Source organism: Pseudomonas sp. GM60 (assembly GCF_000282415.1).
Taxonomy (GTDB): Bacteria; Pseudomonadota; Gammaproteobacteria; order Pseudomonadales; family Pseudomonadaceae; genus Aquipseudomonas; species Aquipseudomonas migulae.
Window position 1 is genome coordinate 1 of the sequence record NZ_AKJI01000023.1, and the last position, 24,886, is coordinate 24,886.

The window sequence follows — 24,886 nt, forward strand, 5'->3', positions numbered from 1 at the left end:
CCGACCGTAACCTTCACGGTTCAGCGGGTGCACAAGCCGTGAGGTTATGGCTGCTGGCCGCCTGCCTGATCGCGCTGTCCGCATCGGCCGAAGTCTTCACTTACATCGATGCACAGGGCAATCGGGTCTTCACCGACCAGCCTGGCTCCGGCAACGCCAAACGCGTGCCGCTGGCGACGAGCAACCGCATGTCCGCCAACCCGACCGGCGCAGCGCCGGTGATTGCCGAGAAGCGGACCGAAACCAAACCCCTGTTCCGCTACGACATGCTCCGGGTGCTGGTTCCCGAGCCCGACGCCACAATCCGCAGCAGCGCCGGCGAACTGATCGTCAGCATCACCAGCGAGCCCGGCCTACAACGAGGCCATCGCTACCGCTTGTTGCTGGACGGGCAGCCCACCGCTGAACCGGGTCCGAGCCCGGTGTTCGCTTTGAGCAACATCGATCGTGGCAGCCATAACCTGTCCGTGGAAATCCTCGACGAACACGGCCGCATCGTCGAGCGCACCGCCAATCAACCCTTCCACATGCTGCGCATTTCCCTGGCACAAAAACGCCAGGTCAAACCCTGCGCGCTGACCGACTACGGCCAACGACCGGAATGTCCGCTCAAGGACAAACCCATCGAGCCCAAAAATCCCTTCCTGCGTTTCTTCTAACCTTGCTCAGCTTTGCGCACTATATTGGTGCGATAGGTTGCACCGCACCCAAATATCAACCCATTTTGGTTCGAAAGTACCCGCAAAAGCTGGCAGAACGCCACGCAAACGAGCGTCAAACGCCCGTTTCAGGCCTTTAACGCTTCTTTTCGGAGCCTTGGTTTGGTTTTTGCATTTTCCTCATATCGGCGCGTTATTCACGCGCATGCCCTGCTCCAAAAGAGGTCCTGATGACCATTAGCGACGCACTGCATCGATTGCTGCTCGACAACCTGACCACCGCCACCATCCTGCTCGACGCCGAACTGCGCCTCGAGTACATGAACCCGGCGGCGGAGATGCTGCTGGCCATCAGCGGCCAGCGCAGCCATGGGCAGTTCATCAGTGAGTTGTTCACCGAGTCCACCGAAGCCCTGAATTCCCTGCGCCAGGCGGTCGAGCAGGCGCATCCGTTCACCAAACGCGAAGCGATGCTCACCGCCCTGACCGGCCAGACGCTGACCGTCGATTACGCGGTGACACCGATCCTGGCCAACGGCGCCACCATGCTGCTGCTGGAAGTCCACCCGCGTGACCGCTTGCTGCGGATCACCAAGGAAGAGGCGCAGCTGTCGAAGCAGGAAACCAGCAAGATGCTGGTGCGCGGCCTCGCTCACGAGATCAAGAATCCGCTCGGCGGGATTCGCGGTGCAGCCCAACTGCTCGCCCGCGAACTGCCGGAAGAAAGCCTGCGCGACTACACCAACGTCATCATTGAAGAAGCCGACCGCCTGCGAAACCTGGTCGATCGCATGCTCGGCTCCAACAAGTTGCCATCGCTGGCCATGTGCAACGTCCACGAAGTGCTGGAACGCGTCTGCCACTTGGTCGAGGCGGAAAGCCAGGGCTGCATCACATTGGTGCGCGACTACGACCCAAGCATTCCCGACGTGTTGATCGACCGCGAACAGATGATTCAGGCCGTCCTGAATATCGTGCGCAACGCGATGCAGGCCATCAGCAGCCAGAACGAGCTGCGCCTGGGCCGCATCAGCCTGCGCACCCGCGCCATGCGCCAGTTCACCATCGGCCACGTGCGCCATCGCCTGGTGACCAAGATCGAAATCATCGACAACGGCCCCGGCATTCCTGCGGAACTTCAGGAAACCATCTTCTTTCCCATGGTCAGCGGGCGCCCGGACGGTACCGGGCTCGGCCTGGCCATTACCCAGAACATCATCAGCCAGCACCAGGGCCTGATCGAATGTGACAGCCATCCAGGCCACACCACCTTCTCGATCTTTCTGCCACTGGAACAAGGAGCCACATCGACATGAGCCGTAGTGAAACCGTGTGGATCGTCGATGACGACCGTTCTATCCGTTGGGTCCTGGAAAAAGCCTTGCAGCAGGAAGGCATGACCACGCAAAGCTTCGACAGCGCCGATGGCGTGATGAGCCGCCTGGCGCGCCAGCAGCCGGACGTGATCATCTCCGACATTCGCATGCCGGGTGCCAGCGGTCTGGACCTTCTGGCGCGGATTCGCGAGCAACACCCACGGCTGCCAGTGATCATCATGACTGCGCACTCCGATCTGGACAGCGCTGTCGCGTCCTATCAGGGCGGCGCGTTCGAATACCTGCCCAAGCCGTTCGATGTCGACGAAGCGGTGTCCCTGGTCAAGCGCGCCAACCAGCACGCCCAGGAACAGCAAGGCCTGGAAGTCCCGGTCGCCCTGACCCGCACTCCGGAAATCATCGGTGAAGCGCCGGCGATGCAGGAAGTGTTTCGCGCCATCGGGCGCTTGAGCCACTCCAACATCACCGTGCTGATCAACGGTGAATCGGGTACGGGTAAAGAGCTGGTCGCCCATGCCCTGCACCGTCACAGTCCACGGGCGGCTTCGCCATTCATTGCGCTGAACATGGCGGCTATCCCGAAAGACCTGATGGAATCCGAGCTGTTCGGCCATGAAAAAGGCGCGTTCACCGGCGCGGCCAACCTGCGTCGCGGACGATTCGAACAGGCGGATGGCGGCACGCTGTTCCTTGATGAAATCGGCGACATGCCGGCGGACACGCAGACCCGTTTGCTGCGCGTGCTGGCAGACGGCGAGTTCTACCGCGTCGGCGGCCACGTGCCGGTCAAAGTCGACGTGCGGATCATCGCCGCGACTCACCAGAACCTGGAAACCCTGGTGCACGCCGGGAAATTCCGTGAAGACTTGTTCCATCGCCTCAACGTGATCCGCATTCATATTCCACGGTTGTCGGACCGTCGCGAAGACATCCCGACCCTCGCCAAGCACTTCCTCAGCCGCGCCGCGCAAGAACTGGCGGTCGAGCCGAAGCTGTTGAAAAGCGAAACCGAGGAATACCTGAAGAACCTGCCGTGGGGCGGCAACGTCCGTCAGCTGGAGAACACCTGCCGCTGGATCACGGTGATGGCTTCGGGTCGCGAAGTGCACATCAGTGACCTGCCGCCGGAGCTGCTGAGCCTGCCGCAGGATTCGGCGCCGGTGACCAACTGGGAGCAAGCGCTGCGTCAGTGGGCCGATCAGGCGTTGGCTCGCGGTCAGTCGAGCCTGCTCGACAGCGCGGTGCCGGCGTTTGAGCGGATCATGATCGAGACTGCGCTCAAGCACACCGCTGGTCGTCGTCGTGATGCTGCGGTTTTGCTGGGTTGGGGGCGTAATACCCTGACGCGCAAGATCAAGGAACTGGGGATGAAGGTGGATGGTGGGGATGATGATGAGGGGGATGAGGGTTAATCAGCCTTTAGATCATCATCGCTGCATAGATCCATTCGCGGGCAAGCCTCGCTCCTACAGGTTGGTAGAAATCCTGTAGGAGCGAGGCTTGCCCGCGAAGCTTTTGGGGCCAACATGCACCGACTGAATGCAGAGTGAACCGCAATCGCGCACGCCAACCGATCCAAAATCCCACCTGCGCTCACAATCGAACCCCTGGCGAAAAAACACGAAAGCCCCGTAATACGGGGCTTTTGGCGTTTCAGAGCGCGTGATTGTTTCAAGCTGTTAAAACCTGGCACGCCCCCTGCAATAGTCCATTCAGTGATTCAGTTCACTACCCGGTTTCGGGGACCTTGGTACAGGCAGGCCGGGGATTCCCCTCTTTACATCGGGCTCACACCGCACTTGCGACGAGCCCAAACAGTTTTGGGGCCCTTGATACAGGCAGGTCAGGGGTTCCTTCTTTACACCGGGCTCACGCAATGCGCGAGCCCTGCCGTTTTGGGAACCTTGGTACAGGCAGGCCGGGGATTCCCTCTTTTATTGCTCTCGGAGATGGATCTCCAGCCGCCAGCGGTCATCGACCTCGCTACCGGCCCACTCGCCTTGCAGTGGCCGGGCCGCCACCACCGACAGCAACAACCCCCCATCACTCAATCGCACCCGCCAGTTCACGTTCTTGTCGTTGAGCTTGAGCTGACCTTTCTGCGTCTTGCCCTCCGCCTCGAACAGCAACGCCAGGCTGCCGTCGATAAACTCGCCGTGGGACTTGGGTTCGTTGTTGAACCACACCACCAGGCCGTCGTTCGTCACCTCGATCTGCTGCAATTCACTGGGGTCGGGCGTGGTCAGGCGGCCGATCATCAGCCCCACCATTACCCCGACAATCGCCAACGAACCCATCACACGCGGGAATAGTTTCGAACGGGGATCCGCTTGCGGCGTAGAATGCCCGTCATCTTTACCTTCGGAGCCGTGCATGTTTCACGTCATCCTTTTTCAACCAGAAATTCCGCCGAATACCGGCAACGTTATCAGGCTGTGCGCCAACAGTGGCTGCCACCTGCATTTGATCGAACCGCTGGGCTTCGAGATGGACGACAAGCGCCTGCGCCGGGCCGGCCTCGATTACCACGAGTATGCCACCCTGCAACGCCATGCGGACCTCGCCAGTTGCCTGGAGAGCCTTGGTCATCCAAGGGTGTTCGCGTTTACCACCAAGGGTTCGCGGCCGTTCCACGACGCGAGCTTCGCCGAAGGCGATGCCTTTCTGTTCGGCCCGGAAAGCCGAGGCTTGCCGGCGGAAGTGCTCGATGCCCTGCCCGGCGAACAACGCCTGCGTTTGCCGATGCGCGAAGGCTGTCGCAGCCTGAACCTGTCGAACACTGTGGCGGTTGCCGTCTACGAGGGCTGGCGCCAGCTCGGATTCAAGTAACACCCCATAACAAATGTGGGAGCGGGCTTGCTCGCGAAGGCGTCGTGTCATTCAACATTAATGTTGAATGATCAACCGCTTTCGCGAGCAAGCCCGCTCCCACATTGGACTTGCTTCGACGCTCAGACCGCTTATTGAACGGTCGGAGTCTCGCCAGCCGCCTGCATGCGTTGCAGTTCTTGTGCGTACAGCGCGTCGAAGTTCACCGGAGCCAGCATCAGGGCCGGGAACGAACCGCGGGTCACCAGGCTGTCCAGGGTTTCGCGAGCGTACGGGAACAGGATGTTCGGGCAGAACGCGCCGAGGGTGTGGCTCATCGAAGCGTCGTCCAGGTTCTTGATCAGGAAGATCCCGGCCTGTTGCACTTCAGCGATGAACGCTACTTCTTCACCGTTTTTCACGGTCACGGACAGGGTCAGCACGACTTCGTGGAAGTCGCCTTCCAGTGCCTTCTGGCGGGTGTTCAGATCCAGACCGACGCTTGGTTCCCACTGCTGGCGGAAGATCGCCGGGCTTTTCGGGGCTTCGAACGACAAGTCACGTACGTAGATGCGCTGCAAGGAGAATTGCGGTGCGGTTTCTTCTTCGCTAGCTGCAGTGTTCTGTTGGTCAGTCATCTCAGATCCTTTCTGATCTTGGGGTCTTATAGGGAAGGCATTCAGGCCTTGAGCATGGCGTCGAGCTTGCCGGCGCGCTCAAGGGCAAACAAATCATCACAACCGCCAACGTGGCGCTCACCGATCCAGATCTGCGGCACGGACGTGCGCCCGGCCTTCTGGGCCATGGCGGCGCGCACCTGCGGCTTGCCATCGACCTTGATCTCTTCGAAGGCCACGCCTTTGTTCTCGAGCAGGTACTTGGCTCGCGAGCAGTAAGGGCAGTAATCGCTGGAATAGACGACGACGTTGCTCATATCACTTCACCAGCGGCAGGTTGTCGCCTTTCCAGCTGGAAATACCGCCGGACAGCTTGGCGGCGGTGAAGCCGGACTTCATCAGTTCGCGAGCGTGAGTGCCAGCGGTCTGGCCCATGGCGTCGACCAGGATGATGGTCTTGGCCTTGTGCTTTTCCAGTTCGGCCACGCGAGCGGCCAGTTTGTCGTGAGGAATGTTCAACGCGCCAACAATATGACCGGCGGCGAAATCCTTGACCGGACGAATGTCGATCACAACGCCCGCGTCCTTGTTGACCAGGCCGGTCAGTTCACCAGTGCTCAGGCTGCGGCCGCCGCCTTGCATCTGATAGGCGATCAGCAACGCCAGCAGTACCACGAAGATACCGACGAGCAGATAGTGGTTAGTGGCAAATTCAATCAGGTGAGCAACCATCGAAGGAGGTTCCAGGGCGTTAAAATGTCGGCCAGTATACACAGCCACTATGGTGGGCCAAACCCCGTCCGGCGGTGACGCCGTCGGAACTTCGCTTTAAACTGCCACTCCCTTTTCCATTGCCCTCTTTTAACTCAGCCACGAGTGGAATCCATGACTACCACGCCTAAACCTTTGGTCCTGATTATTCTCGACGGCTTCGGTCACAGTGAGAGCCCTGAATCCAACGCCATCTATGCGGCGAAGAAGCCCGTACTGGACCGTCTGTGGGCCACCGTGCCGAACGGTCTGATCTCGGGCAGTGGCATGGACGTCGGCCTGCCGGATGGCCAGATGGGCAACTCCGAAGTCGGCCACATGAACCTCGGTGCCGGCCGCGTTGTGTATCAAGACTTTACTCGCGTGACCAAATCGATCCGCGACGGCGAGTTCTTCGAGAACCCGACCATCTGCGCGGCTGTGGATAAAGCCGTTGCCGCCGGCAAAGCCGTGCACTTTATGGGCCTGCTGTCCGATGGCGGCGTTCACAGCCACCAGGATCACCTGGTTGCCATGGCCGAATTGGCTGCCAAACGCGGCGCGGAAAAAATCTACCTGCACGCCTTCCTCGATGGCCGCGACACGCCGCCGAAAAGCGCCCAGTCGTCGATCGAGCTGCTCGACGCGACCTTCCAGGCCCTCGGCAAAGGCCGGATCGCCAGCATCATTGGCCGTTACTTCGCCATGGACCGCGACAACCGTTGGGACCGCGTGTCCCAGGCTTACAGCCTGATCGTCGATGGCAATGGCGAATTCAACGCCGCCACCGCCCAGGAAGGCCTGCAAGCCGCGTACGATCGTGGCGAGAGCGACGAATTCGTCAAAGCCACCTCCATCGGCGAGCCGGTTAAAGTCGAAGACGGCGACGCCGTGGTGTTCATGAACTTCCGCGCCGACCGCGCCCGCGAGCTGACCCGCGTGTTCGTCGAAGACGGTTTCAAGGATTTCGAACGTGCGCGCCAGCCAAAACTGGCCGGTTTCGTCATGCTCACCCAATACGCCGCCAGCATCCCTGCGCCATCGGCCTTCGCCGCCGGCAGCCTGGACAACGTGCTCGGCGACTACCTGGCGAAAAACGGCAAGACGCAGCTGCGCATCGCCGAAACAGAGAAGTATGCCCACGTGACCTTCTTCTTCTCCGGCGGCCGTGAAGAACCGTTCCCGGGCGAAGAACGCATCCTGATCCCGTCGCCGAAAGTCGCTACTTATGACTTGCAGCCGGAAATGAGTGCGCCGGAAGTCACCGACCGCATCGTCGATGCCATCGAAAACCAGCGTTACGACGTGATCGTGGTCAACTACGCCAATGGCGACATGGTCGGCCACAGCGGCGTGTTCGAAGCAGCGGTGAAAGCCGTGGAATGCCTGGACCTGTGCGTTGGCCGCATCGTCGATGCGCTGGACAAAGTCGGCGGCGAAGCGCTGATCACGGCTGACCACGGCAACGTCGAGCAAATGTCCGATGAAACCACCGGCCAGGCGCATACCGCGCACACCACCGAGCCGGTGCCGTTCATTTATGTCGGCAAGCGTGACCTGAAGGTGCGTGAAGGCGGCGTGCTGGCAGATGTGGCGCCGACCATGCTGAAGCTGTTGGGTCTGGAAAAACCGGCTGAAATGACCGGGACTTCGATTCTGGTGTAACCCGGTCGCTCAAACACCGAAAAACCCTGTGGGAGCGGGCTTGCTCGCGAAAGCGGTGTGTCAGTCAACGTTGATGTCGACTGACACACCGCTTTCGCGAGCAAGCCCGCTCCCACATTGGTTTTGCGGTGTTTTTCGGGCCGGTTATCACACAGCCCCAATTGGGCGTTTTTTTTGCAGCGTGGGGCGGGCATACTAGGCCGTCCCTTTCCCTGGTGTCGCCCGCCTCTATGCTTCGCGTCCTGATAGCCCTTGCCCTGACTTGCCTGCTCCAACCGGCCTTTGCTGACGAGCGCGCGCAAACCCAACAACAGTTGGACGCCACGCGTCAGGACATCGCCGAGCTGAAAAAACTGCTGGGCAAGCTCCAGGAAGAAAAATCCGGGGTGCAGAAAGACCTCAAGGGCACCGAGACCGAGATGGGCAAGCTCGAGAAGCAGGTCGAAGCCCTGCAAAAAGAGCTGAAGAAAAGCGAATCCGAGCTGCAGCGTCTCGATGGTGAGAAAAAAAAACTCCAGAGCGCGCGCATTGAACAGCAAAGACTGATCGCCATTCAGGCCCGCGCGGCCTATCAGAACGGCCGTCAGGAGTATTTGAAGCTGCTGCTCAACCAGCAGAATCCGGAAAAATTCGCCCGCACCCTCACCTATTACGATTACCTGAGCCAGGCCCGCCTGGAGCAGTTGAAGAGTTTCAACGAAACCTTGCGCCAATTGGCCAATGTCGAAAAAGACATCGCCCTGCAACAAGCGCAGTTGCTGGTGCAAAAGAGCAGCCTCGACAGCCAGCGCGATGAACTCGACAAAGTCCGTCAGGAACGCCAGCAAGTCCTCGCCAAGCTCAGCGATGACGTAAAGGCTCGTGATCAGAAGCTGGCCGCCCGCGAGCAGGATCAGGCAGACCTGTCTAAAGTCCTTAAAACCATCGAAGAAACCCTGGCTCGCCAGGCTCGTGAGGCAGAAGAAGCGCGGCAAAAAGCGCTGATTGCCCAGCAGGAAGCCGAAAAAAAGCGTTTACGTGAGGCTCAGGCGGCAGCAGATGCAGACGCCACTGACGCCCCACGCAAACCCGTTAAATCGACACCCGGCGCCCTGGTATCAAGCTCAGGCGAGACGTTTGGCGGCCCCTTTGCTTCCAGCCGGGGCAAACTTCCATGGCCGGTTGATGGTCGACTGCTGGCACGCTTTGGCGAAACCCGTGGCGACGACGCCCGTACCAAGTGGGACGGCGTGATGATCAGCGCCTCCGCCGGCAGCCAGGTGCATGCCGTGCACGGTGGCCGCGTGGTGTTTGCCGACTGGCTGCGCGGTGCCGGCTTGCTGGTGATCCTTGACCACGGCAACGGTTTTTTGAGTCTTTACGGTCACAACCAGACGCTGCTCAAGTCTGCGGGTGACGTGGTGAAAGCCGGTGAGTCCATCTCCACTGTCGGTAACAGCGGCGGGCAGGACACTCCAGCACTGTATTTCGCAATTCGTCAGCAGGGTCACCCGAGTGATCCGGCGCAATGGTGCCGCGCGCAAGGATAGGCGTTGAGTCACCTACATTAGGAGTTCGTTCGACATGCTGCATTTGTCCCGTCTTACCTCGCTGGCCCTGACGATCGCCCTGGTGATCGGCGCGCCTCTGGCGTTCGCTGCTCAACCGGCTCCGGCGGTCGCGCCTGCGGGCACTGCTGCGACGACCAAGGCGCCGTTGCCGCTGGAAGAGTTGCGCACCTTTGCCGAGGTCATGGACCGGATCAAGGCAGCCTATGTCGAACCGGTGGACGACAAGACCCTGCTGGAAAACGCCATCAAAGGCATGCTCAGCAACCTCGACCCGCACTCCGCCTACCTGGGCCCGGAAGACTTCGCTGAATTGCAGGAAAGCACCAGCGGCGAATTCGGCGGCCTGGGCATCGAAGTCGGCGCCGAAGACGGTTTCATCAAGGTGGTTTCGCCTATCGATGACACACCCGCCTCGAAGGCCGGCATTCAGGCCGGCGACTTCATCGTCAAGATCAACGGCCAGCCGACTCGCGGCCAGAGCATGACCGAAGCCGTCGACAAGATGCGCGGCAAGATCGGCCAGAAAATCACCCTGACCCTGGTTCGCGATGGCGGCACGCCGTTCGACGTGACCCTGTCTCGCGCCATCATTCAGGTGAAGAGTGTGAAGAGCCAGTTGCTGGAGTCCGGCTACGGCTACATCCGCATCACCCAGTTCCAGGTCAAGACCGGCGAAGAAGTCTCCAAGGCCCTGGCCAAGTTGCGCAAGGACAACGGCAAGAAGCTCAAAGGCATCATCCTCGACCTGCGTAACAACCCGGGCGGCGTGCTGCAGGCGGCGGTGGAAGTGGTCGACCACTTCATCACCAAAGGCCTGATCGTTTACACCAAGGGCCGCATCGCCAACTCCGAGCTGCGCTTCTCCGCCACCGGCAAAGACGAAAGCGAAGCGGTGCCGATGGTTGCGCTGATCAACGGCGGCAGCGCCTCGGCCTCGGAAATTGTGGCCGGTGCCTTGCAAGACCAGAAACGCGCGGTGGTCATGGGCACCACCAGTTTCGGCAAGGGCTCGGTGCAAACCGTGCTGCCGCTGAACAACGATCGCGCACTGAAGATCACCACGGCGCTGTATTACACGCCGAACGGCCGCTCGATCCAGGCTCAGGGCATCGTCCCGGACATCGAAGTGCGCAAGGCCAAGATCACCAGCGAGCAGGACGGCGAATACTTCAAGGAAGCCGATCTGCAAGGTCACCTGGGCAATGGCAACGGCGGCGCCGACAAACCGACCGGCTCCAGCGCCAAGGCCAAGGCGATGCCGCAGGACGATGACTACCAGTTGGCCCAGGCCCTGAGCCTGCTCAAAGGGTTGAGCATCACCTCCGGCCGCTGAGATGCGTCTGCGGTTAGTCCTCGGTCTGTTGTGCTGTCTGGCGGGTGTTGCTCATGCGGCGCCCACCCCTCAAAAAGCCTACATCAGCCTGATCATCGATGACCTGGGGCAGAACCTGCCCCGGGATCGCCGCGTGCTGGCCCTGCCCGGCCCGGTGACCACGGCGATCATGCCCGACACACCCCACGCCACCGAATTCGCTCGCGAAGCTCATCGCGCCGGCAAGATCGTCATCCTGCACATGCCGATGGACCCCGCCACGGGGCCGTTCGCCTGGCATCCCGAGCTGCCCATCGAAGAGCTGGAGAAGCGCCTCGACGCGGCGTTCAAAATGATCCCGTACACAAGCGGCATCAACAACCACATGGGCAGTCGCATGACCGCACAGCAACCCGCCATGGCCTGGTTGATGGCGGAGTTGCAGCGGCGGCACAAGTTCTTCGTCGACAGCCGCACCAGCGCGCAAACCGTGGCAGCGGCCGAAGCGCAGAAGATTGGGTTGGCGAGTGTTTCGCGGGATGTGTTTCTGGATGATGAGCGAACGGAAGCGGCGATTTTCACCCAGCTACAGACCGCGATCAATCTGGCGCACAAACAGGGTTCGGCGGTGATGATCGGGCATCCGTATCCGCAGACGCTGGCAGTGCTGGAGCGCGAATTGCCGAAGCTGAAAGCTCAGGGCATTGACTGGATTGATATCAAGTTGATGATCAGCGTGCGCAGTAACCGCGCAACGACTGCGCATGGCAAGGACGGCGTTTACCGCTAATCAACGGAACCACTGTAGGAGCCAGCTTGCTGGCGATAGCGGCCTCGAATCATGCATCGATTTCACTGCCGCCATCGCCGGCAAGCCGGCTCCTACAAGGATGGGTGGACGGTTAGAGATACCGCCCCATGATCTCGTCCACCACGCCTTCCTTGCGCAGCTGATCCAGCGCGGCTTGCAGCTTGGCGACGGTTTCATCCGGCACGTCTTTATTCAATGCCAGGTACAACTCCGCACTGTTGAAGCGCAGCACGGTCTTGAGCCCGGTGACGCCGTCCTGTCGAGCCAGGTAACGCCCCGCCGGGTCGCCCGTGGCCCACAAGTCGATCTGGCCGCTGGTCAGCTTCTTCGCGTTGTCCTGATCCCGCAGCACGACAATCGGCTTCAACCCTTGCTTGGCCAGCGTCTCGGCAATCGCGTCGCCCTTGTACGCACCGATCTTGTATTTACGCGCGTCTTCCAGCGTTTCCAGGCTGATCTTGCTGTCCGCCTTGGCCAGCATGATCCAGTCATCCGGACCGATCGGGCCGACCCACTTGAAGAGCTTTTCACGGTCCGGCAGCCGCGCCATCACGAACACGCCATACCCGGGTTTCTCGAGGGCGAGTTTGTAGATTCGCTCCCAGGGGAAACGCAGGGTCAGGCTGTAGGTTACGTCGGCACGCTTGAACATCTCGCGGACAATGTCCACGGCGATGCCATTGATGTTCTCGTCCTGAGCGAAGTTCTTGCCGTTCTTGGCCATGTTGTAAGGCGGGAAGTTTTCCGTCAGCAGTACCAGGTCGGCGTCGGGATTTTCGGTGGCGTGCACGCCACTGATCTGCAATAGAGAAGCGCTGGCGAGGGCAAGAAGAAGGCGTTTGAGCATGTCTGGCTACCGAGATCCATGGCGTACCCAAGAGTGCCTTGAGCCCGCCATGATGTCCACTGGCCTGTATCGTTTGTTTAGCGCATCACGATGCCGCGATGGGCCATGTAGGCCTTGGCTTCCTGCACGGTGTATTCGCCGAAATGGAAAATACTCGCCGCCAGAACGGCGCTGGCGTGACCTTCGATAATGCCATCGGCCAAATGCTGCAAGTTACCGACGCCGCCGGAAGCGATCACCGGAATACCCAGCGCATCGCTGATCGCACGGGTAACGCCCAGGTCGAAGCCGTTTTTCATGCCGTCCTGGTCCATGCTGGTCAGCAGGATTTCGCCGGCTCCCAGGCCTTCCATCTTCTTCGCCCACTCGACAGCGTCGAGACCGGTCGGCTTGCGCCCGCCGTGAGTGAAGATTTCCCAGCGCGGGGTTTCACCCGGACCAGAGACCTTCTTCGCATCGATGGCAACCACGATGCACTGCGAACCGAAATGCTGCGCCGCCTCACCCACGAACTCAGGGTTGAACACGGCAGCGGTATTGATCGAGACCTTGTCCGCGCCGGCATTCAGCAGGTTGCGAATGTCCTGCACGGTGCGCACGCCGCCGCCTACGGTCAGCGGAATAAAGACCTGGCTGGCCATGCGCTCAACGGTATGCAGCGTGGTGTCGCGACCGTCGACGCTGGCGGTGATGTCGAGAAAAGTAATCTCGTCGGCACCCTGCTCGTCGTAACGACGGGCGATTTCCACCGGGTCGCCGGCATCGCGGATGTTTTCGAACTTCACACCTTTGACGACCCGGCCGTTATCCACGTCCAGGCAAGGGATGATGCGTTTGGCCAGCGCCATGGTCAGTCCTCAGCCTTTGTACGAATCGCAGAAAGCTTGCGCTTCAGCGACGTCGAGGGTGCCTTCGTAGATCGCCCGGCCGGTGATCGCGCCGATGATGCCCGGTGCCTTGGCGTCGAGCAGCGACTTGATGTCACCCAGGTTGTGGATACCGCCGGAAGCGATCACCGGAATACGCGTGGCAGCGGCCAGCGCAGCGGTGAACGGCACGTTGCAGCCCTGCATCATGCCGTCTTTGGCGATGTCGGTATAAACGATTGCAGACACGCCGTCGGCTTCGAATTGCTTGGCCAGGTCGATGACCTGAACGGTGCTGATTTCAGCCCAGCCATCGGTGGCGACAAAACCGTCCTTGGCATCCAGGCCGACGATCACTTTACCCGGGAACACGCGGCAGGCTTCAGCGACGAAAGCCGGATCTTTCACGGCTTTGGTGCCGATGATCACGTAGCTCACGCCCGCTTTGACGTAGTGCTCGATGGTTTCCAGCGAGCGGATACCGCCGCCGATCTGGATCGGCAGGTTCGGGTAGCGCTTGGCGATGGCGGTGACCACTTCGCCGTTGACCGGCTGGCCTTCGAAGGCACCGTTCAGGTCGACCAGATGCAGACGACGGCAACCGCCCTCCACCCACTTGGCAGCCATGCTCACCGGGTCATCGGAGAACACTGTGGAATCTTCCATGCGGCCCTGGCGCAGACGAACACAGGCACCGTCCTTGAGATCGATAGCGGGAATAATCAGCATCTGGCAAACCTTCAAATTCGAGTGTTCAGCTTCGCTCGGAAATCAGTTTTTCTCGAGCGCCCACAAGTCGCTTTCGATGCTTTCGAACCTTTCTTTAAGGTGCGTCTGCACATCGAAAATCGCCCTGTTGTAATAGTGCGGCGCAATTTCACGGGTAAACAGCTCAAGGATTTCGGCCGCTTCGAACGAACCCAGGTCCAGTTCGAAGCGATCCTCCATGAAGCGCTTGATCTTGTGATTGGCCTCGTTCTCCTGCTCGGGAGTGAGGGTCAGGATCGGCGGCTTCTTCTTGACGGCCATTTACCAGCGACCATCCCACGCAGCGAAGTTCTGCAGCAATTGCAGGCCATGGGTATGGCTCTTCTCCGGGTGGAACTGCACGGCGAAACGCGAGCCATCGGCCAGCGCCGCAGCGAAATCGACACCGTAGTGACCGCCACCGACCACCTGCCGCGCGTTACCGGCAGCGATGTAGTAGCTGTGCACGAAGTAGAAACGCGCCAGGTCCGGAATGTTGTGCCACAGCGGGTGACTCACCGTCTGCTTCACTTCGTTCCAGCCCATGTGCGGGACTTTCAGGTGTTCGCCGTCTTCAACAAGGCCTTTGCCGAAGAACTTCACCGCGCCCGGGAACAGGCCGATGCAGTCGACGCCGTCGTTCTCTTCACTGCTGTCGAGCAAGGCTTGCATGCCGACGCAGATGCCGAGGAACGGACGGTCCTGGCTGACTTCACGCACCAACGAGTCGAAACCCAGGCGACGGATCTCCGCCATGCAATCGCGAATCGCGCCAACGCCGGGAAACACCACCCGGTCAGCTTCGCGAATCACATCGGCATCACTGGTGATCAAGACCTTGCCGGCACCGACGTGCTCGAGGGCCTTGGCCACCGAGTGCAGGTTGCCCATGCCGTAATCGATAACCGCGACCGTCTGCATTACAGAACGCCTTTGGTCGATGGCATCTGACCGGCCATGCGGTCATCGAGCTCTACGGCCATGCGCAGTGCGCGGCCGAAAGCCTTGAACACAGTTTCGATCTGGTGGTGGGTGTTGGTGCCACGCAGGTTGTCGATGTGCAGGCTGACCAGCGCGTGGTTGACGAAGCCCTGGAAGAATTCCTGGAACAGGTCAACGTCGAAACCGCCCACGGTGGCGCGGGTGTAGGGAACGTGCATCTGCAGGCCAGGGCGGCCGGAGAAGTCGATCACCACGCGCGACAGCGCTTCATCGAGCGGCACGTAGGCGTGGCCGTAGCGACGGATGCCTTTCTTGTCGCCGATGGCTTTGGCGAAAGCCTGACCCAAGGTAATACCGACGTCTTCCACGGTGTGGTGGTCGTCGATATGCAGGTCGCCCTTGCTGACGATATCCAGGTCGATCAGCCCGTGACGGGCGATCTGGTCCAGCATGTGCTCAAGAAAAGGAACACCGATATCAAATCGGGCCTTTCCGGTGCCATCCAGGTTGATCGAGGCTTTGATCTGGGTTTCCAGAGTGTCGCGCTCGACTGACGCCTTACGTTCGGCCATCACCAGCTCCGCAAAATCATTGGGCGAAAAAGGCAGCCATTATAGGGGCGCGGGCGGGAAACAGAAACACGAGAGGTGATATGACTGACGGAGTGAATTCAACAAAGTCGGTGGCGTACCTGTCATGACATGTAGGAGCGAGGCTTGCCCGCGAAGGCGGTGTACCTGAAACACCGCGCCATCGTTCTTCGCGAGCAAGCTTCGCTCCTACAGGTAGCAGTGCGCCCGACGGATCGGGCGCGGGGTACTTAGTGGAACAGCACCGCAGTTTTTTGCAGGGTCACCCAAACACCCCACGCCAACGGAATCCCAACCACCAGCCACGCTGCAATCGCCAACGGCTTGGTGCCCGACGCCGCTTTCCACTCCAGCGAGGTGCTGGCATCAGCACCCTTGTCGTGGCCCAGCGCCTGTTCGGCGGCCAGTTCAGCGTCGGTCATGAAGTACTTGTCGGCTACCGGGCGCACCAGCAGGTTGCAGATGAAACCCAGCACCAGCAGGCCCGCGAGGATGTACAGCGTGATGTCGTAAGCGGCGGCACGTTCAACGCCGATGCTCAGCTGATACTCACGCAGGTAGTTCACCAGCACCGGACCCAACACACCCGCTGCCGCCCAGGCGGTCAACAGACGACCGTGGATCGCACCGACCATTTGTGTACCGAACAGGTCCGCCAGGTAAGCCGGCACCGTCGCAAAACCGCCGCCATACATCGACAGGATGATGCAGAACGCCGCCACGAACAGCGCAACGTTGCCCAGGTGACCAAGGTTCGGGATCAACGCGTACAGCGCAAAACCCAGGGCGAAGAACACGAAATAGGTGTTTTTGCGGCCCAGGTAATCCGAGAACGATGCCCAGAAGAATCGGCCACCAATGTTGAACAGGCTCAGCAAACCGGTGAAGCCGGCAGCAATCGCGGCAATCGAGGCCAGTTGGCCCGCGTCCAGCTGACCAAACGTCTGGTCGGTGCCGAGCAATTTGCCGGCGAACACTTCCTGCAACAGCGGCGAAGCCATGCCGAGGATGCCGATACCGGCGGACACGTTCAGGCACAGCACCAGCCATACCAGACGGAATTGCGGGGTTTTCCACGCCACATTCACGTGCACGTGACGATGAGTGATCATCGCGTTCGAAGCTTTTTTCGCCGGAGCGGTCCAGCCTTCAGGCTTCCAGCCGGTTGGTGGGACGCGGTAGGACAGTGCGCCGCCGATCATGAACACGAAGTAGATCGCGGCCATCACCAGGAAGCTCTGCCACACGCCCACGCTGTCTGCCGAAGCGAAGTGCCCCATCAAGGCTGCGGCCAGCGGTGCACCGACCATCGCGCCACCGCCGAAACCCATGATCGCCATGCCGGTCGCCATGCCGCGCTTGTCCGGGAACCACTTGATCAGGGTCGAGACCGGCGAGATATAACCCAGGCCCAGGCCGATACCGCCAATGACCCCGGAGCCGATCCACATCAGCCAGATCTGGTGCGTATACACACCCAGCGCCGAAATCAGCAGACCACCACACCAGCACAGTGCCGACACAACACCAGCCTTGCGCGGCCCGGCGTGTTCCAGCCAGCCACCCCAGATCGCGGCCGAGCAGCCGAGGAAGATGAAGAACAGGGTGTAGATCCAGCCGAGCATCGAGATCGGCCAGTCGCATTGCGACGAGAACACTTGCGAGATGAAGCTCATGTCCGGTGCACAGGTCACCGCCTTGGTCACGCCCAGGGCTTTGGACAGTGGCAACCAGAACACCGAGAAGCCGTAGGCCATGCCGATGCAGAGGTGGATGGCCAGCGCGGCCGGTGGCACCAGCCAACGGTTGAAACCGGGCTTGGCGATGATGCGCTCCTTGGACAGGAACGCAGGCTGGCCGGCATAGATGCCGTCCGCCGTGATGCTCGTGGTCATTGTGTATCCCCCAATTATTAGTATGGTTCGCCAGCCACTGCCCACCTCCAGCCTTTATGCGCACGCATGACTGTTTTTTTGAGGTAAAGCTCCATTTTGGTGCGACATCGCGTCGCAGAAGGACGGACGAACCAGCAGAGGTTACCATTTGCACGTGACAGAAAAACCAAACTGATATCACGTTTTTGCAAGTCATCTGTTCTCGTACCACTGAAGGAACCGCCATGCCCGTCATCGTCGAGCCGCTGAACGAAGCCACCTATCAGGATCAGCAGGATTTGCAGAAGATTTACCGCGATGCGCCGGATTGGCTGTTCGCGCCGTTTGCCGATGATGTGCAGTTGATCGAAGGCTGCCTGCGGGACGGCTCGTTGATCGCCGGGCGTTTCAATGATCGCCTGCTGGGCGCGGCACGTTTGCAAAGGCACCAGGACGTCTGGCATCTGTCCCAACTGTGTGTACGAAAAATCACCCGTCGTCGTGGGGTTGCCGAGCGAATGGTGAACGAAGCGCAGAAGCTGGCGTCGCAAACGGGTGCGACATTGCGCCTGCTGGCACCTGCCGGGCACCTTGAGTCCCAGGCGCTGGCGGCCAAACTGAAAGTGCCACTGGATGTGCTGCCGGGTTGATCGCTGACCGGTCGTCCACTTCTGAGCGCTATACTCCCCGGCTAAATCGACTAACTACAAGGACTCGCCCATGAAAGCGTTCGGCAAAATCCTGGGTCTGGTACTTCTCGGGTTGTTGCTGATCATTGTGGCGCTGGGCTTTGCCCTGACCCACCTCTTCGATCCCAACGACTATAAAGACGAGATTCGCCAGATTGCCCGCGACAAGGCCCACATCGAGCTGACGCTCAATGGCGACATCGGCTGGAGCCTGTTCCCGTGGCTGGGCCTGGAATTGCACGAAGCCAGTGTCGCGACCCTGGCCAAGCCCACCGAACCGTTCGCTGACTTGCAGATGCTCGGCCTGTCGGTGCGCGTGCTGCCGCTGCTGCGCCGTGAAGTGCAGATGAGCGACGTGCGCGTCGAAGGCCTGAACCTGCGCCTGAACCGCGACAAGGACGGCCACGGCAACTGGGAAGACATTGGCAAGGTGCCGGCGACTGCCAACTCGACCGCTCCTGCGGTCACACCTGGCGAACCTGCACCGCAAACCACCGTTCAAGTGGAAAAACCGGCGCAGCCGATCCGCCTGGACATCGACAGCCTGACCGTCAACAACGCCCGCGTTGAATACAGCGACGAGAAAACCGGCCAGCATTTCAGCGCCGAAAGCATCCAGTTGAGCACCGGGCCGGTCCACGATTCGACCAACATCCCGGTCAAGCTCACCGCGTTCCTGGGCACCAACCAGCCCGTTCTGCGGGTCCGCACCGAGCTCAATGGCGAGCTGCGTTTTGAACGCGCCTTGCAACGCTACAAATTCGAGGACATGAAGCTGTCCGGCGAAATCGCCGGTGATCCGCTGCAAGGCAAGACCGTGACCTTCGCCGCCCAAGGCCAGTTGCTGCTGGATAAAGCAGCGAACGTCGCCGAATGGACTGGCATCAAGATTTCCGCCAACCAGTTGCGCGCACTGGGCGAACTGAAGGTCAACGACCTCGACAAGACACCGCAAATCAACGGCGGCCTTTCGATTGCCCAATTCGACCTGGCGAAATTCGTCGACAGCATCGGCCAGAAACTCCCGGCGATGGCTGAAGGCAGTTTGAGCAAAGTTGAACTGGTCAGCCGCATTGCCGGTACGCCAACCAGTCTGACACTCGACAACATCAACCTGAAAGTCGATGACAGCACCTTCAGCGGTCGTATTGCCGTCGAGGATTTCGCCAAGCAATCGCTACGCGCCGCGCTCAAGGCTGACACCTTCAACGTCGACCGCTACCTGCCGCCAAAATCCGCCGAAGCCAATAGCGCGACGCAAGTGCGCCAGGCCGAAGTGGCCAGCATCGAAGCCGATGCCATGGCCGGCGCAGGCAGCACACCGCTGCCGGACAAGCCCACCAAAGACGCGTGGAGCAACGAGCGCCTGCTGCCGGTGGAACGCCTGAACAAACTCGACGTGGATGCTGACCTGACCTTTGGCCAGTTGACCCTCGACAAGCTGCCGATTCAGAACGCGGCGCTCAAGGCCAATGGCAAGGAAGGTCTGCTGAAGCTTGAGAACCTGCGCGGCGACCTGTACGACGGCACCTTCGAATCCAGAGGCACCCTCGACGTACGCCAACAGACACCGGCGCTGAACATGCAGACGCATATCAGCAAAGTGCCTGTGGAAAAAATCCTCGAAAGCCAGGGTAAAAAACCGCCAGTCAAAGGCCTGGTCACGCTCGACAGCAACCTGACCGGTAATGGCAACAGCCAGAAAGCGCTGATCGAAACCCTCAACGGCAATGCCAGTTTCGTCATCAACAACGGCGTGCTGCTCAACGCCAACCTCGAACAGCAATTGTGCAAAGGCATCGCCACGCTCAACCGCAAATCCCTCAGCGGCGAACCACGCGGCAAGGACACGCCGTTCCAGGAGCTCAAGGGCAACCTGACCTTCCGTAACGGCGTGGCCAGCAACCCGGACCTGAAAGTGCGCATCCCGGGCATGACCGTGAATGGCGACGGTGACGTCGACCTGCGGGTATTGGGCATGGACTACCGCGTTGGCATCATCGTCGAAGGCGATACGAGCGCCATGCCGGATCCGGCCTGTCAGGTCGGCGACAAATTTGTCGGCATCGAATGGCCGTTGCGCTGCCGTGGCCCGCTGGAGCTCGGCGCCAAGGCTTGCCGCCTCGACAACGAACGCATGGGCCAGGTCGCGTCCAAAATTGCGGGCGACAAAATCAGCGAAAAAATCGACGAGAAGCTTGGCGACAAAGTCAGTCCCGAGCTGAAAAACGCACTGAAGGGGCTGTTCAAGCGATGAGATCCGAGCAGTTTTCATCGGCGGTGCTGGACTGGTACGACCGCCACGGCCGCCACGATTTGCCTTGGCAGCAAGGCATCACACCGTATCGGGTGTGGGTCTCGGAGATCATGTTGCAGCAAACCCAGGTCAGCACCGTGCTGAATTACTTCGACCGGTTCATGGCCTCGCTGCCGACGGTCGAAGCCCTGGCCGCCGCACCGGAAGACGAAGTGCTGCACCTGTGGACCGGCCTCGGTTACTACACTCGCGCGCGCAATTTGCAGAAGACCGCGAAGATCGTCGTCGCCGAGTACGGCGGCGAATTTCCGCGGGATGTGGATAAGTTGGTCGAGCTGCCGGGGATCGGCCTGTCCACGGCGGGCGCCATCGCCAGCCTGAGCATGGGCCTGCGGGCGCCGATCCTCGACGGCAACGTCAAACGCGTGCTGGCGCGCTTTACGGCGCAGGAGGGTTATCCGGGCGAGCCGAAGGTCGCCAAACAGCTGTGGGCGAACGCTGAGCGCTTTACGCCGTATGATCGGGTCAACGCCTACACCCAGGCGATGATGGATCTGGGCGCCACGCTTTGCACTCGCAGCAAACCAAGCTGCCTGCTCTGCCCGCTGGAAAAGGGCTGCGAAGCGCACATGCTCGGCCTGGAAACCCGCTACCCGATTCCCAAACCGCGCAAAGCCGTGCCACAAAAGCGCACGCTGATGCCGATGCTCGCCAACGGAGACGGCGCGATTCTGCTTTACCGTCGCCCTTCCACGGGCTTGTGGGGCGGTCTGTGGAGCCTGCCGGAACTCGACGACCTCGACGACCTGCAACATCTGGCCTCACAGCACTCGCTGGAGCTGGGCAGCCAACAAGCGCTGCCGAGCCTCGTACACACGTTCAGCCATTTTCAGTTGTCCATCGAACCCTGGCTGGTTCAGGTCCAGGAGGCCGGCCATCACGTGGCCGAGGCCGACTGGCTCTGGTATAACCTCGCCACCCCGCCGCGCCTGGGCCTTGCCGCCCCGGTCAAAACCTTGCTCGAACGCGCGGCCGCCGTATTGAACGCAGGAGAGTCGTCATGACCCGCACCATCATGTGCCGCAAGTACAAAGAAGAATTGCCAGCCCTGGAGCGCGCTCCATTCCCGGGCGCCAAAGGCCAGGACATTTTTGACCACGTCTCGGCGAAGGCCTGGGCCGACTGGCAGAAACACCAGACCCTGCTGATCAACGAAAAACGCCTGAACATGATGAACGCCGAAGACCGCAAATATCTGCAAGGCGAGATGGACAAGTACTTCTCCGGCGAGGAATACGCCAAGGCTGAAGGCTACGTTCCGCCTGCAGAATAATCCCGCTTTATCGGGGGTCGGAACGTAAGCGACGGTAATAATTAAATTTTTTTTGAAAACTTGCTTGACGACCCCCTGAAAAACCCGTTTAATGCGCCCCGTTGCCCAGATAGCTCAGTCGGTAGAGCAGGGGATTGAAAATCCCCGTGTCGGCGGTTCGATTCCGTCTCTGGGCACCAAATACCGAAAACCCTGAATCGCAAGATTCAGGGTTTTTTTATGCCTGCGATTTGATGAGGCACTGTTCCCGTCGCGATGAATCACCAGACGACTCATCAATTCCCCACCCACTCACCACGCCAGTAAGCGCCGTTGATGCTTGCCGAGGCGGAGCCCCGAGGAGCGCCAAGCATTGGCGATCGCCCCTTTCCAGCAATCTCTTGGGCCCGTCGGAACGCTCCGTACGCTTTAACGGAAAAGGACGACATACGTTGATCATCGGATTGAGCAGAATCGGAAGAGGAGCTGCCGCATAACCGGGAGCAGATACACAACAGGGATGTAGACAATGAATAACGCCATTAAACCAGCCGCCGAAACCGCTGAGTTTTTTGCAGAACAAGAAATCAGAACGTTCAACTTTGATGTTCAACAGTCAACATTGCTTCACATGTTCGTCGAAGAACTGGCCGCCATCGGCGGACCGCAGGCAACAGGAGCCCATTCCAAAGCCTCTTGGGCAGCCACCGAACTAAAGCTCTCGTTTTCGACAGACCAATGCGAACTGCTGAGCGCCTACTCCGATGGCCTCGTTTCCGTGCTGATCTTTGAAGGGCTGCAAAAAATCACCGATGTCAGCCCTCCAGATGAACTGCCAGACCTGATATCCCTTGAAGATCGGTACGACGTCCTTTGCTTGGCCGCACGTAATCAGATCTTGTTGAAACTGGCGGAGAACAGTGCCTTTGCCTATGACATGGACAACGAAGGGAAACTGGTTCGATTGGTGGCTAACTTCAAGGGTGGCGGACTCATCAAAATCAATGCGGAGCCGGAAATCAAAGAACTGAGTTCCCATTCGGGCCTCGCGCTTGGCCCACATACCGAGGCGCCTTACTGGTGCGCCGTCAACGCGAGAGACGGGCACTCGCCCTCTCCGTCATCGCTCATACTTTCCGCCCTGTGGAACCCGAGGCTGGAATCTACACGGGTCATTCCGCTGCCTCCCATACTAGAAAAAATCGGCGTCACCAACTGCCTCGCACTGACCACGGGGAACTTCCAATTCACTCGTAGCGACTCCTTTATCAGTGGTAAAGGGGAAGGGGGTCGCAACGTTTCAATTCTGGAGTTTGACGACAAGGTCGGGTTCGCAGCCCGCTTCAACTCGTATCGCTTTTCGGTCCATGACTACGCTTCGACCTTTGTCAAAACGGCCTACGCTGCCCTATGCCAGGCAGTAGGAGAAGCAACTCCAGTCGAGCACACCCTGACGCAAGAGTCGGCCATGGTCATCAATAACGTCCGAGCCCTGCACTGTCGCGATGTCATCAAAGACAACAGACGTGTACTGGTTCGCATTTTCGGTCTATCGAAATTTTCGACCCCTATTGTTCTTTCAGAGGATCCGTTGCTGCTGCAGGGCTAATTTTTTGATTGTTCAGGCTGTTGAACGACAGACATGTGATTGCTGGCCAATAACTGTAAAGGGGGAATGTAATGTCTTGGGATGTGATTGGCATGTTAGCGCTCGTCGCTTTTTGCGCCGGTTTTTTTGATGCAATTGCCGGTGGTGGGGGCTTGATCACCTTACCGGCACTGCTTCTGGCAGGTGTAGATCCGATCAGTGCAATTGCAACAAACAAGTTCCAGGCAGCTTCGGCAACTATTTCGGCAACGGTAACCTTTGCTCGCAAAGGAATGATCGAGTGGCGCAAGGGCCGCTTCTTGGTGATCTGCGGATTTGTCGGCGGCGCCAGTGGAGCCCTGCTGGTCAGCTCTATTGATAAGCGCTATCTGGAGGTTTGTGTGCCGATCATGCTGATTCTGGTCGCCATCTATTTTGCGCTCTCTCCAAAGCTGGCCAATGAAGATCGACGCAAGAGAATCGGTATTCTGCTTTTTTCGTTTACCGTGGCGCCGATCTTGGGCTTTTACGACGGTATATTTGGCCCCGGTGTAGGCTCATTCTTTATTGTGGGGTTTGTACTTCTCTGCGGCATGAGCATGATGCGGGCCATGAGTTTTACCAAACTTGCCAACGCCTCATGCAACCTGGGCTCACTGTCAGTCTTCATTGCCAAAGGTGTGATTATCTGGCCGATTGCCATAGCCATGGCGTTAGCGGCGTTCATCGGCGCTCAATTGGGTGCACAAGCTGCTGTTCGGGTCGGCCCACGGTTGATTAAACCCATGTTGATCGTGGTCTGCTGCGCCTTAGCCATCAAACTGCTGAGCGTAGAAACCAATCCTTTACGCGTCGTGGTCCTTAAATCCTTGGCTTCGCTATGATTCCCGGTGCGGCGCTTGCCAATTCTTGCCCTCAACTTTGATCGCGGCCGACTCTCCCGGCGCGAAAGCGACGGATCGACGATCCGAAAACAACACTCGCCTCCAGCAAGGCTCTGTAGTAGCGTTGTGCCACAGATTCGACCGACGCCACGGAAACCCGTCCGGTCGATTTCAATGCAATCCACTGCCCCACGGCGCAGTTGGAGTACGCACCAAAAAGGACAGGTAACAACGCAAGGAATGCCTCCCCTCCGCAGTAAACACCAGCGCTACACATCCCCTTAAGTCAAAGGACATGGAAAAGTTATGTCAACAATCAATGAACTAAAAGACAAGATCGACACGAAAACCTGGAACCTGGTGTTGCTCTCCTTCGCCACTGCAGGGATCTATCTTCTTTTGTGGCTATACAAAAACAACAAAATCATCAGCGACACCACCAAAGTCCGATTGGTAGATGACGTTTACATCATCTGGATCGCTGTATGTGCCGGCTTAAGTAGCGCGCTCGCCAACCTGGGTACCGTGGTTCTGGATTTTACGTCCATCGTTCTCAGCCTCGCCGGTGGCGTGCTGTACGTCGTATGGGCATTCAAGGCCAAAAAGGCACTCACGGAATATGCCCTCAACGAGCACAAGATCGACCTGAGAATGAACGCCTTCTACACGTTCGTGTTCAGCCTGTACTACATCAACTACTGCATCAACGATCTGCCGGAAGAACAGCGTAAGCAGCAGATCCTGAGAGGCCAGACCGCTCAAGCCTAAAACCACGCAATGG

26 protein-coding genes and 1 tRNA gene are annotated in these 24,886 nt (G+C 59.5%); 16 read left to right on the forward strand and 11 right to left on the reverse strand.

From position 1 onward, the window contains the following. The first annotated feature begins 38 nt into the window (after window positions 1-38). The 3 genes from PMI32_RS26210 to ntrC all read left to right on the forward strand — a co-directional run bounded on the left by PMI32_RS26210 (window position 39) and on the right by ntrC (window position 3,408). Window positions 39-659 (forward strand): DUF4124 domain-containing protein, encoded by a 621-nt coding sequence (locus PMI32_RS26210; protein WP_032828576.1) that lies wholly within the window; start codon window positions 39-41, stop codon window positions 657-659. A gap of 230 nt (window positions 660-889) precedes the next feature. Continuing rightward, window positions 890-1,975: a nitrogen regulation protein NR(II) gene (gene glnL, locus PMI32_RS26205; RefSeq protein ID WP_008024908.1), complete on the forward strand. Its 1,086-nt coding sequence runs from the start codon at window positions 890-892 to the stop codon at window positions 1,973-1,975. Then, window positions 1,972-3,408 carry a nitrogen regulation protein NR(I) gene (gene ntrC / locus PMI32_RS26200; RefSeq protein WP_008024910.1) on the forward strand — a complete coding sequence of 479 codons (1,437 nt, stop codon included), beginning with the start codon at window positions 1,972-1,974 and terminating at the stop codon, window positions 3,406-3,408. Before glnL ends, ntrC begins: the two co-directional genes overlap by 4 nt. Window positions 3,409-3,930: 522 nt before the next feature. Here ntrC and PMI32_RS26195 read toward each other — a convergent pair. Next, window positions 3,931-4,371 (reverse strand): hypothetical protein, encoded by a 441-nt coding sequence (locus PMI32_RS26195; protein WP_032828573.1) that lies wholly within the window; start codon window positions 4,369-4,371, stop codon window positions 3,931-3,933. On the opposite strand from PMI32_RS26195, the gene PMI32_RS26190 reads away from it, so the two are divergent. Continuing rightward, a complete protein-coding gene (locus PMI32_RS26190; RefSeq protein WP_008024914.1) occupies window positions 4,370-4,825 on the forward strand; it encodes a tRNA (cytidine(34)-2'-O)-methyltransferase in 456 nt (151 codons plus the stop codon). The two genes, PMI32_RS26195 and PMI32_RS26190, sit on opposite strands and share 2 nt — an antisense overlap. A gap of 131 nt (window positions 4,826-4,956) precedes the next feature. Here the strand turns inward: PMI32_RS26190 and secB are convergent, their stop codons facing one another. Genes secB through PMI32_RS26175 form a run of 3 tightly spaced genes read right to left on the reverse strand, consistent with a single transcriptional unit; the run spans window position 4,957 to window position 6,153 of the window. Continuing rightward, on the reverse strand, window positions 4,957-5,442 hold the full coding sequence (secB, locus tag PMI32_RS26185; RefSeq protein WP_007897410.1) for a protein-export chaperone SecB: 486 nt from the start codon (window positions 5,440-5,442) through the stop codon (window positions 4,957-4,959). A 41-nt stretch (window positions 5,443-5,483) separates the two neighbouring features. Beyond that, the gene (grxC, locus tag PMI32_RS26180; protein WP_008024917.1) at window positions 5,484-5,738 is read right to left on the reverse strand and encodes a glutaredoxin 3; all 255 of its coding nucleotides are present in this window, start codon (window positions 5,736-5,738) and stop codon (window positions 5,484-5,486) included. Between the two features lies 1 nt (window position 5,739). Further along, window positions 5,740-6,153, reverse strand: a complete 414-nt coding sequence (locus tag PMI32_RS26175; protein ID WP_008024918.1) for a rhodanese-like domain-containing protein — start codon at window positions 6,151-6,153, stop codon at window positions 5,740-5,742. Between the two features lie 153 nt (window positions 6,154-6,306). Here PMI32_RS26175 and gpmI point away from each other — a divergent pair, with 153 nt between their 5' ends. The 4 genes from gpmI (at window position 6,307) to PMI32_RS26155 (ending at window position 11,488) form a co-directional block, all read left to right on the forward strand. Beyond that, window positions 6,307-7,836, forward strand: coding sequence for a 2,3-bisphosphoglycerate-independent phosphoglycerate mutase (gene gpmI / locus PMI32_RS26170; RefSeq protein ID WP_008024920.1), 1,530 nt, complete (start codon window positions 6,307-6,309; stop codon window positions 7,834-7,836). Between the two features lie 230 nt (window positions 7,837-8,066). Next, window positions 8,067-9,365, forward strand: coding sequence for a murein hydrolase activator EnvC family protein (locus PMI32_RS26165; protein ID WP_008024921.1), 1,299 nt, complete (start codon window positions 8,067-8,069; stop codon window positions 9,363-9,365). Window positions 9,366-9,399: 34 nt separating this feature from the next. Continuing rightward, window positions 9,400-10,719: a S41 family peptidase gene (locus PMI32_RS26160; RefSeq protein ID WP_008024923.1), complete on the forward strand. Its 1,320-nt coding sequence runs from the start codon at window positions 9,400-9,402 to the stop codon at window positions 10,717-10,719. Window position 10,720: 1 nt separating this feature from the next. Beyond that, window positions 10,721-11,488, forward strand: a complete 768-nt coding sequence (locus PMI32_RS26155) for a divergent polysaccharide deacetylase family protein (RefSeq protein ID WP_008024924.1) — start codon at window positions 10,721-10,723, stop codon at window positions 11,486-11,488. 112 nt (window positions 11,489-11,600) lie between these two features. On the opposite strand, the gene PMI32_RS26150 is transcribed toward PMI32_RS26155, so the two are convergent. The 7 genes from PMI32_RS26150 to PMI32_RS26120 form a co-directional block, all read right to left on the reverse strand. Then, window positions 11,601-12,356, reverse strand: coding sequence for a substrate-binding periplasmic protein (locus tag PMI32_RS26150; protein ID WP_008024926.1), 756 nt, complete (start codon window positions 12,354-12,356; stop codon window positions 11,601-11,603). A 77-nt stretch (window positions 12,357-12,433) separates the two neighbouring features. Then, a complete protein-coding gene (hisF, locus tag PMI32_RS26145) occupies window positions 12,434-13,204 on the reverse strand; it encodes an imidazole glycerol phosphate synthase subunit HisF (protein ID WP_007972752.1) in 771 nt (256 codons plus the stop codon). A gap of 9 nt (window positions 13,205-13,213) precedes the next feature. Further along, window positions 13,214-13,951 (reverse strand): 1-(5-phosphoribosyl)-5-[(5-phosphoribosylamino)methylideneamino]imidazole-4-carboxamide isomerase, encoded by a 738-nt coding sequence (gene hisA, locus PMI32_RS26140; RefSeq protein ID WP_008024928.1) that lies wholly within the window; start codon window positions 13,949-13,951, stop codon window positions 13,214-13,216. Window positions 13,952-13,993: 42 nt separating this feature from the next. Next, on the reverse strand, window positions 13,994-14,251 hold the full coding sequence (locus tag PMI32_RS26135) for a DUF2164 domain-containing protein (protein WP_008024930.1): 258 nt from the start codon (window positions 14,249-14,251) through the stop codon (window positions 13,994-13,996). Then, a complete protein-coding gene (hisH, locus tag PMI32_RS26130; protein WP_008024932.1) occupies window positions 14,252-14,890 on the reverse strand; it encodes an imidazole glycerol phosphate synthase subunit HisH in 639 nt (212 codons plus the stop codon). Beyond that, window positions 14,890-15,483: an imidazoleglycerol-phosphate dehydratase HisB gene (gene hisB / locus PMI32_RS26125; protein WP_003218037.1), complete on the reverse strand. Its 594-nt coding sequence runs from the start codon at window positions 15,481-15,483 to the stop codon at window positions 14,890-14,892. The genes hisH and hisB overlap by 1 nt, the downstream gene beginning before the upstream one ends. Window positions 15,484-15,731: 248 nt before the next feature. Further along, window positions 15,732-17,396, reverse strand: a complete 1,665-nt coding sequence (locus tag PMI32_RS26120; protein WP_008024938.1) for an OFA family MFS transporter — start codon at window positions 17,394-17,396, stop codon at window positions 15,732-15,734. Window positions 17,397-17,620: 224 nt separating this feature from the next. On the opposite strand from PMI32_RS26120, the gene PMI32_RS26115 reads away from it, so the two are divergent. The 8 genes from PMI32_RS26115 to PMI32_RS26080 all read left to right on the forward strand — a co-directional run bounded on the left by PMI32_RS26115 (window position 17,621) and on the right by PMI32_RS26080 (window position 24,873). Then, window positions 17,621-18,025: an acetyl-CoA sensor PanZ family protein gene (locus PMI32_RS26115; protein ID WP_008024940.1), complete on the forward strand. Its 405-nt coding sequence runs from the start codon at window positions 17,621-17,623 to the stop codon at window positions 18,023-18,025. A 70-nt stretch (window positions 18,026-18,095) separates the two neighbouring features. Then, complete coding sequence (locus tag PMI32_RS26110) at window positions 18,096-20,321, forward strand: AsmA family protein (RefSeq protein WP_008024943.1); 2,226 nt, start codon at window positions 18,096-18,098, stop codon at window positions 20,319-20,321. Next, window positions 20,318-21,385: an A/G-specific adenine glycosylase gene (mutY, locus tag PMI32_RS26105; RefSeq protein ID WP_008024945.1), complete on the forward strand. Its 1,068-nt coding sequence runs from the start codon at window positions 20,318-20,320 to the stop codon at window positions 21,383-21,385. The genes PMI32_RS26110 and mutY overlap by 4 nt, the downstream gene beginning before the upstream one ends. Next, window positions 21,382-21,654 (forward strand): oxidative damage protection protein, encoded by a 273-nt coding sequence (locus PMI32_RS26100; protein ID WP_008024947.1) that lies wholly within the window; start codon window positions 21,382-21,384, stop codon window positions 21,652-21,654. Before mutY ends, PMI32_RS26100 begins: the two co-directional genes overlap by 4 nt. Before the next feature lie 103 nt (window positions 21,655-21,757). Beyond that, window positions 21,758-21,833: transfer RNA gene (locus tag PMI32_RS26095), tRNA-Phe, on the forward strand. A gap of 329 nt (window positions 21,834-22,162) precedes the next feature. Continuing rightward, window positions 22,163-23,242: a hypothetical protein gene (locus PMI32_RS26090; protein ID WP_008024950.1), complete on the forward strand. Its 1,080-nt coding sequence runs from the start codon at window positions 22,163-22,165 to the stop codon at window positions 23,240-23,242. Between the two features lie 71 nt (window positions 23,243-23,313). Next, entirely contained in the window at window positions 23,314-24,105 is a 792-nt protein-coding gene (locus tag PMI32_RS26085) for a TSUP family transporter (RefSeq protein WP_008024952.1), read from the forward strand. A 306-nt stretch (window positions 24,106-24,411) separates the two neighbouring features. After that, window positions 24,412-24,873, forward strand: a complete 462-nt coding sequence (locus tag PMI32_RS26080; protein ID WP_008024953.1) for a DUF4234 domain-containing protein — start codon at window positions 24,412-24,414, stop codon at window positions 24,871-24,873. Window positions 24,874-24,886: the final 13 nt, after the last annotated feature.

Excerpts from the sequence above, each read along its gene's own strand:
- PMI32_RS26100 (WP_008024947.1), top strand. The coding sequence starts at position 21,382 with ATGACCCGCACCATCATGTGCCGCAAGTACAAAGAAGAATTGCCAGCC.
- hisA (WP_008024928.1), bottom strand. The coding sequence starts at position 13,951 with ATGCTGATTATTCCCGCTATCGATCTCAAGGACGGTGCCTGTGTTCGT.
- hisH (WP_008024932.1), bottom strand. The coding sequence starts at position 14,890 with ATGCAGACGGTCGCGGTTATCGATTACGGCATGGGCAACCTGCACTCG.
- hisB (WP_003218037.1), bottom strand. The coding sequence starts at position 15,483 with ATGGCCGAACGTAAGGCGTCAGTCGAGCGCGACACTCTGGAAACCCAG.
- PMI32_RS26110 (WP_008024943.1), top strand. The coding sequence starts at position 18,096 with ATGAAAGCGTTCGGCAAAATCCTGGGTCTGGTACTTCTCGGGTTGTTG.
- PMI32_RS26165 (WP_008024921.1), top strand. The coding sequence starts at position 8,067 with ATGCTTCGCGTCCTGATAGCCCTTGCCCTGACTTGCCTGCTCCAACCG.
- PMI32_RS26090 (WP_008024950.1), top strand. The coding sequence starts at position 22,163 with ATGAATAACGCCATTAAACCAGCCGCCGAAACCGCTGAGTTTTTTGCA.
- PMI32_RS26190 (WP_008024914.1), top strand. The coding sequence starts at position 4,370 with ATGTTTCACGTCATCCTTTTTCAACCAGAAATTCCGCCGAATACCGGC.
- hisF (WP_007972752.1), bottom strand. The coding sequence starts at position 13,204 with ATGGCGCTGGCCAAACGCATCATCCCTTGCCTGGACGTGGATAACGGC.
- PMI32_RS26120 (WP_008024938.1), bottom strand. The coding sequence starts at position 17,396 with ATGACCACGAGCATCACGGCGGACGGCATCTATGCCGGCCAGCCTGCG.
- PMI32_RS26155 (WP_008024924.1), top strand. The coding sequence starts at position 10,721 with ATGCGTCTGCGGTTAGTCCTCGGTCTGTTGTGCTGTCTGGCGGGTGTT.
- PMI32_RS26080 (WP_008024953.1), top strand. The coding sequence starts at position 24,412 with ATGTCAACAATCAATGAACTAAAAGACAAGATCGACACGAAAACCTGG.
- ntrC (WP_008024910.1), top strand. The coding sequence starts at position 1,972 with ATGAGCCGTAGTGAAACCGTGTGGATCGTCGATGACGACCGTTCTATC.
- glnL (WP_008024908.1), top strand. The coding sequence starts at position 890 with ATGACCATTAGCGACGCACTGCATCGATTGCTGCTCGACAACCTGACC.
- secB (WP_007897410.1), bottom strand. The coding sequence starts at position 5,442 with ATGACTGACCAACAGAACACTGCAGCTAGCGAAGAAGAAACCGCACCG.
- PMI32_RS26195 (WP_032828573.1), bottom strand. The coding sequence starts at position 4,371 with ATGCACGGCTCCGAAGGTAAAGATGACGGGCATTCTACGCCGCAAGCG.
- PMI32_RS26135 (WP_008024930.1), bottom strand. The coding sequence starts at position 14,251 with ATGGCCGTCAAGAAGAAGCCGCCGATCCTGACCCTCACTCCCGAGCAG.
- mutY (WP_008024945.1), top strand. The coding sequence starts at position 20,318 with ATGAGATCCGAGCAGTTTTCATCGGCGGTGCTGGACTGGTACGACCGC.
- PMI32_RS26160 (WP_008024923.1), top strand. The coding sequence starts at position 9,400 with ATGCTGCATTTGTCCCGTCTTACCTCGCTGGCCCTGACGATCGCCCTG.
- PMI32_RS26085 (WP_008024952.1), top strand. The coding sequence starts at position 23,314 with ATGTCTTGGGATGTGATTGGCATGTTAGCGCTCGTCGCTTTTTGCGCC.
- PMI32_RS26115 (WP_008024940.1), top strand. The coding sequence starts at position 17,621 with ATGCCCGTCATCGTCGAGCCGCTGAACGAAGCCACCTATCAGGATCAG.
- PMI32_RS26175 (WP_008024918.1), bottom strand. The coding sequence starts at position 6,153 with ATGGTTGCTCACCTGATTGAATTTGCCACTAACCACTATCTGCTCGTC.
- gpmI (WP_008024920.1), top strand. The coding sequence starts at position 6,307 with ATGACTACCACGCCTAAACCTTTGGTCCTGATTATTCTCGACGGCTTC.
- PMI32_RS26150 (WP_008024926.1), bottom strand. The coding sequence starts at position 12,356 with ATGCTCAAACGCCTTCTTCTTGCCCTCGCCAGCGCTTCTCTATTGCAG.
- grxC (WP_008024917.1), bottom strand. The coding sequence starts at position 5,738 with ATGAGCAACGTCGTCGTCTATTCCAGCGATTACTGCCCTTACTGCTCG.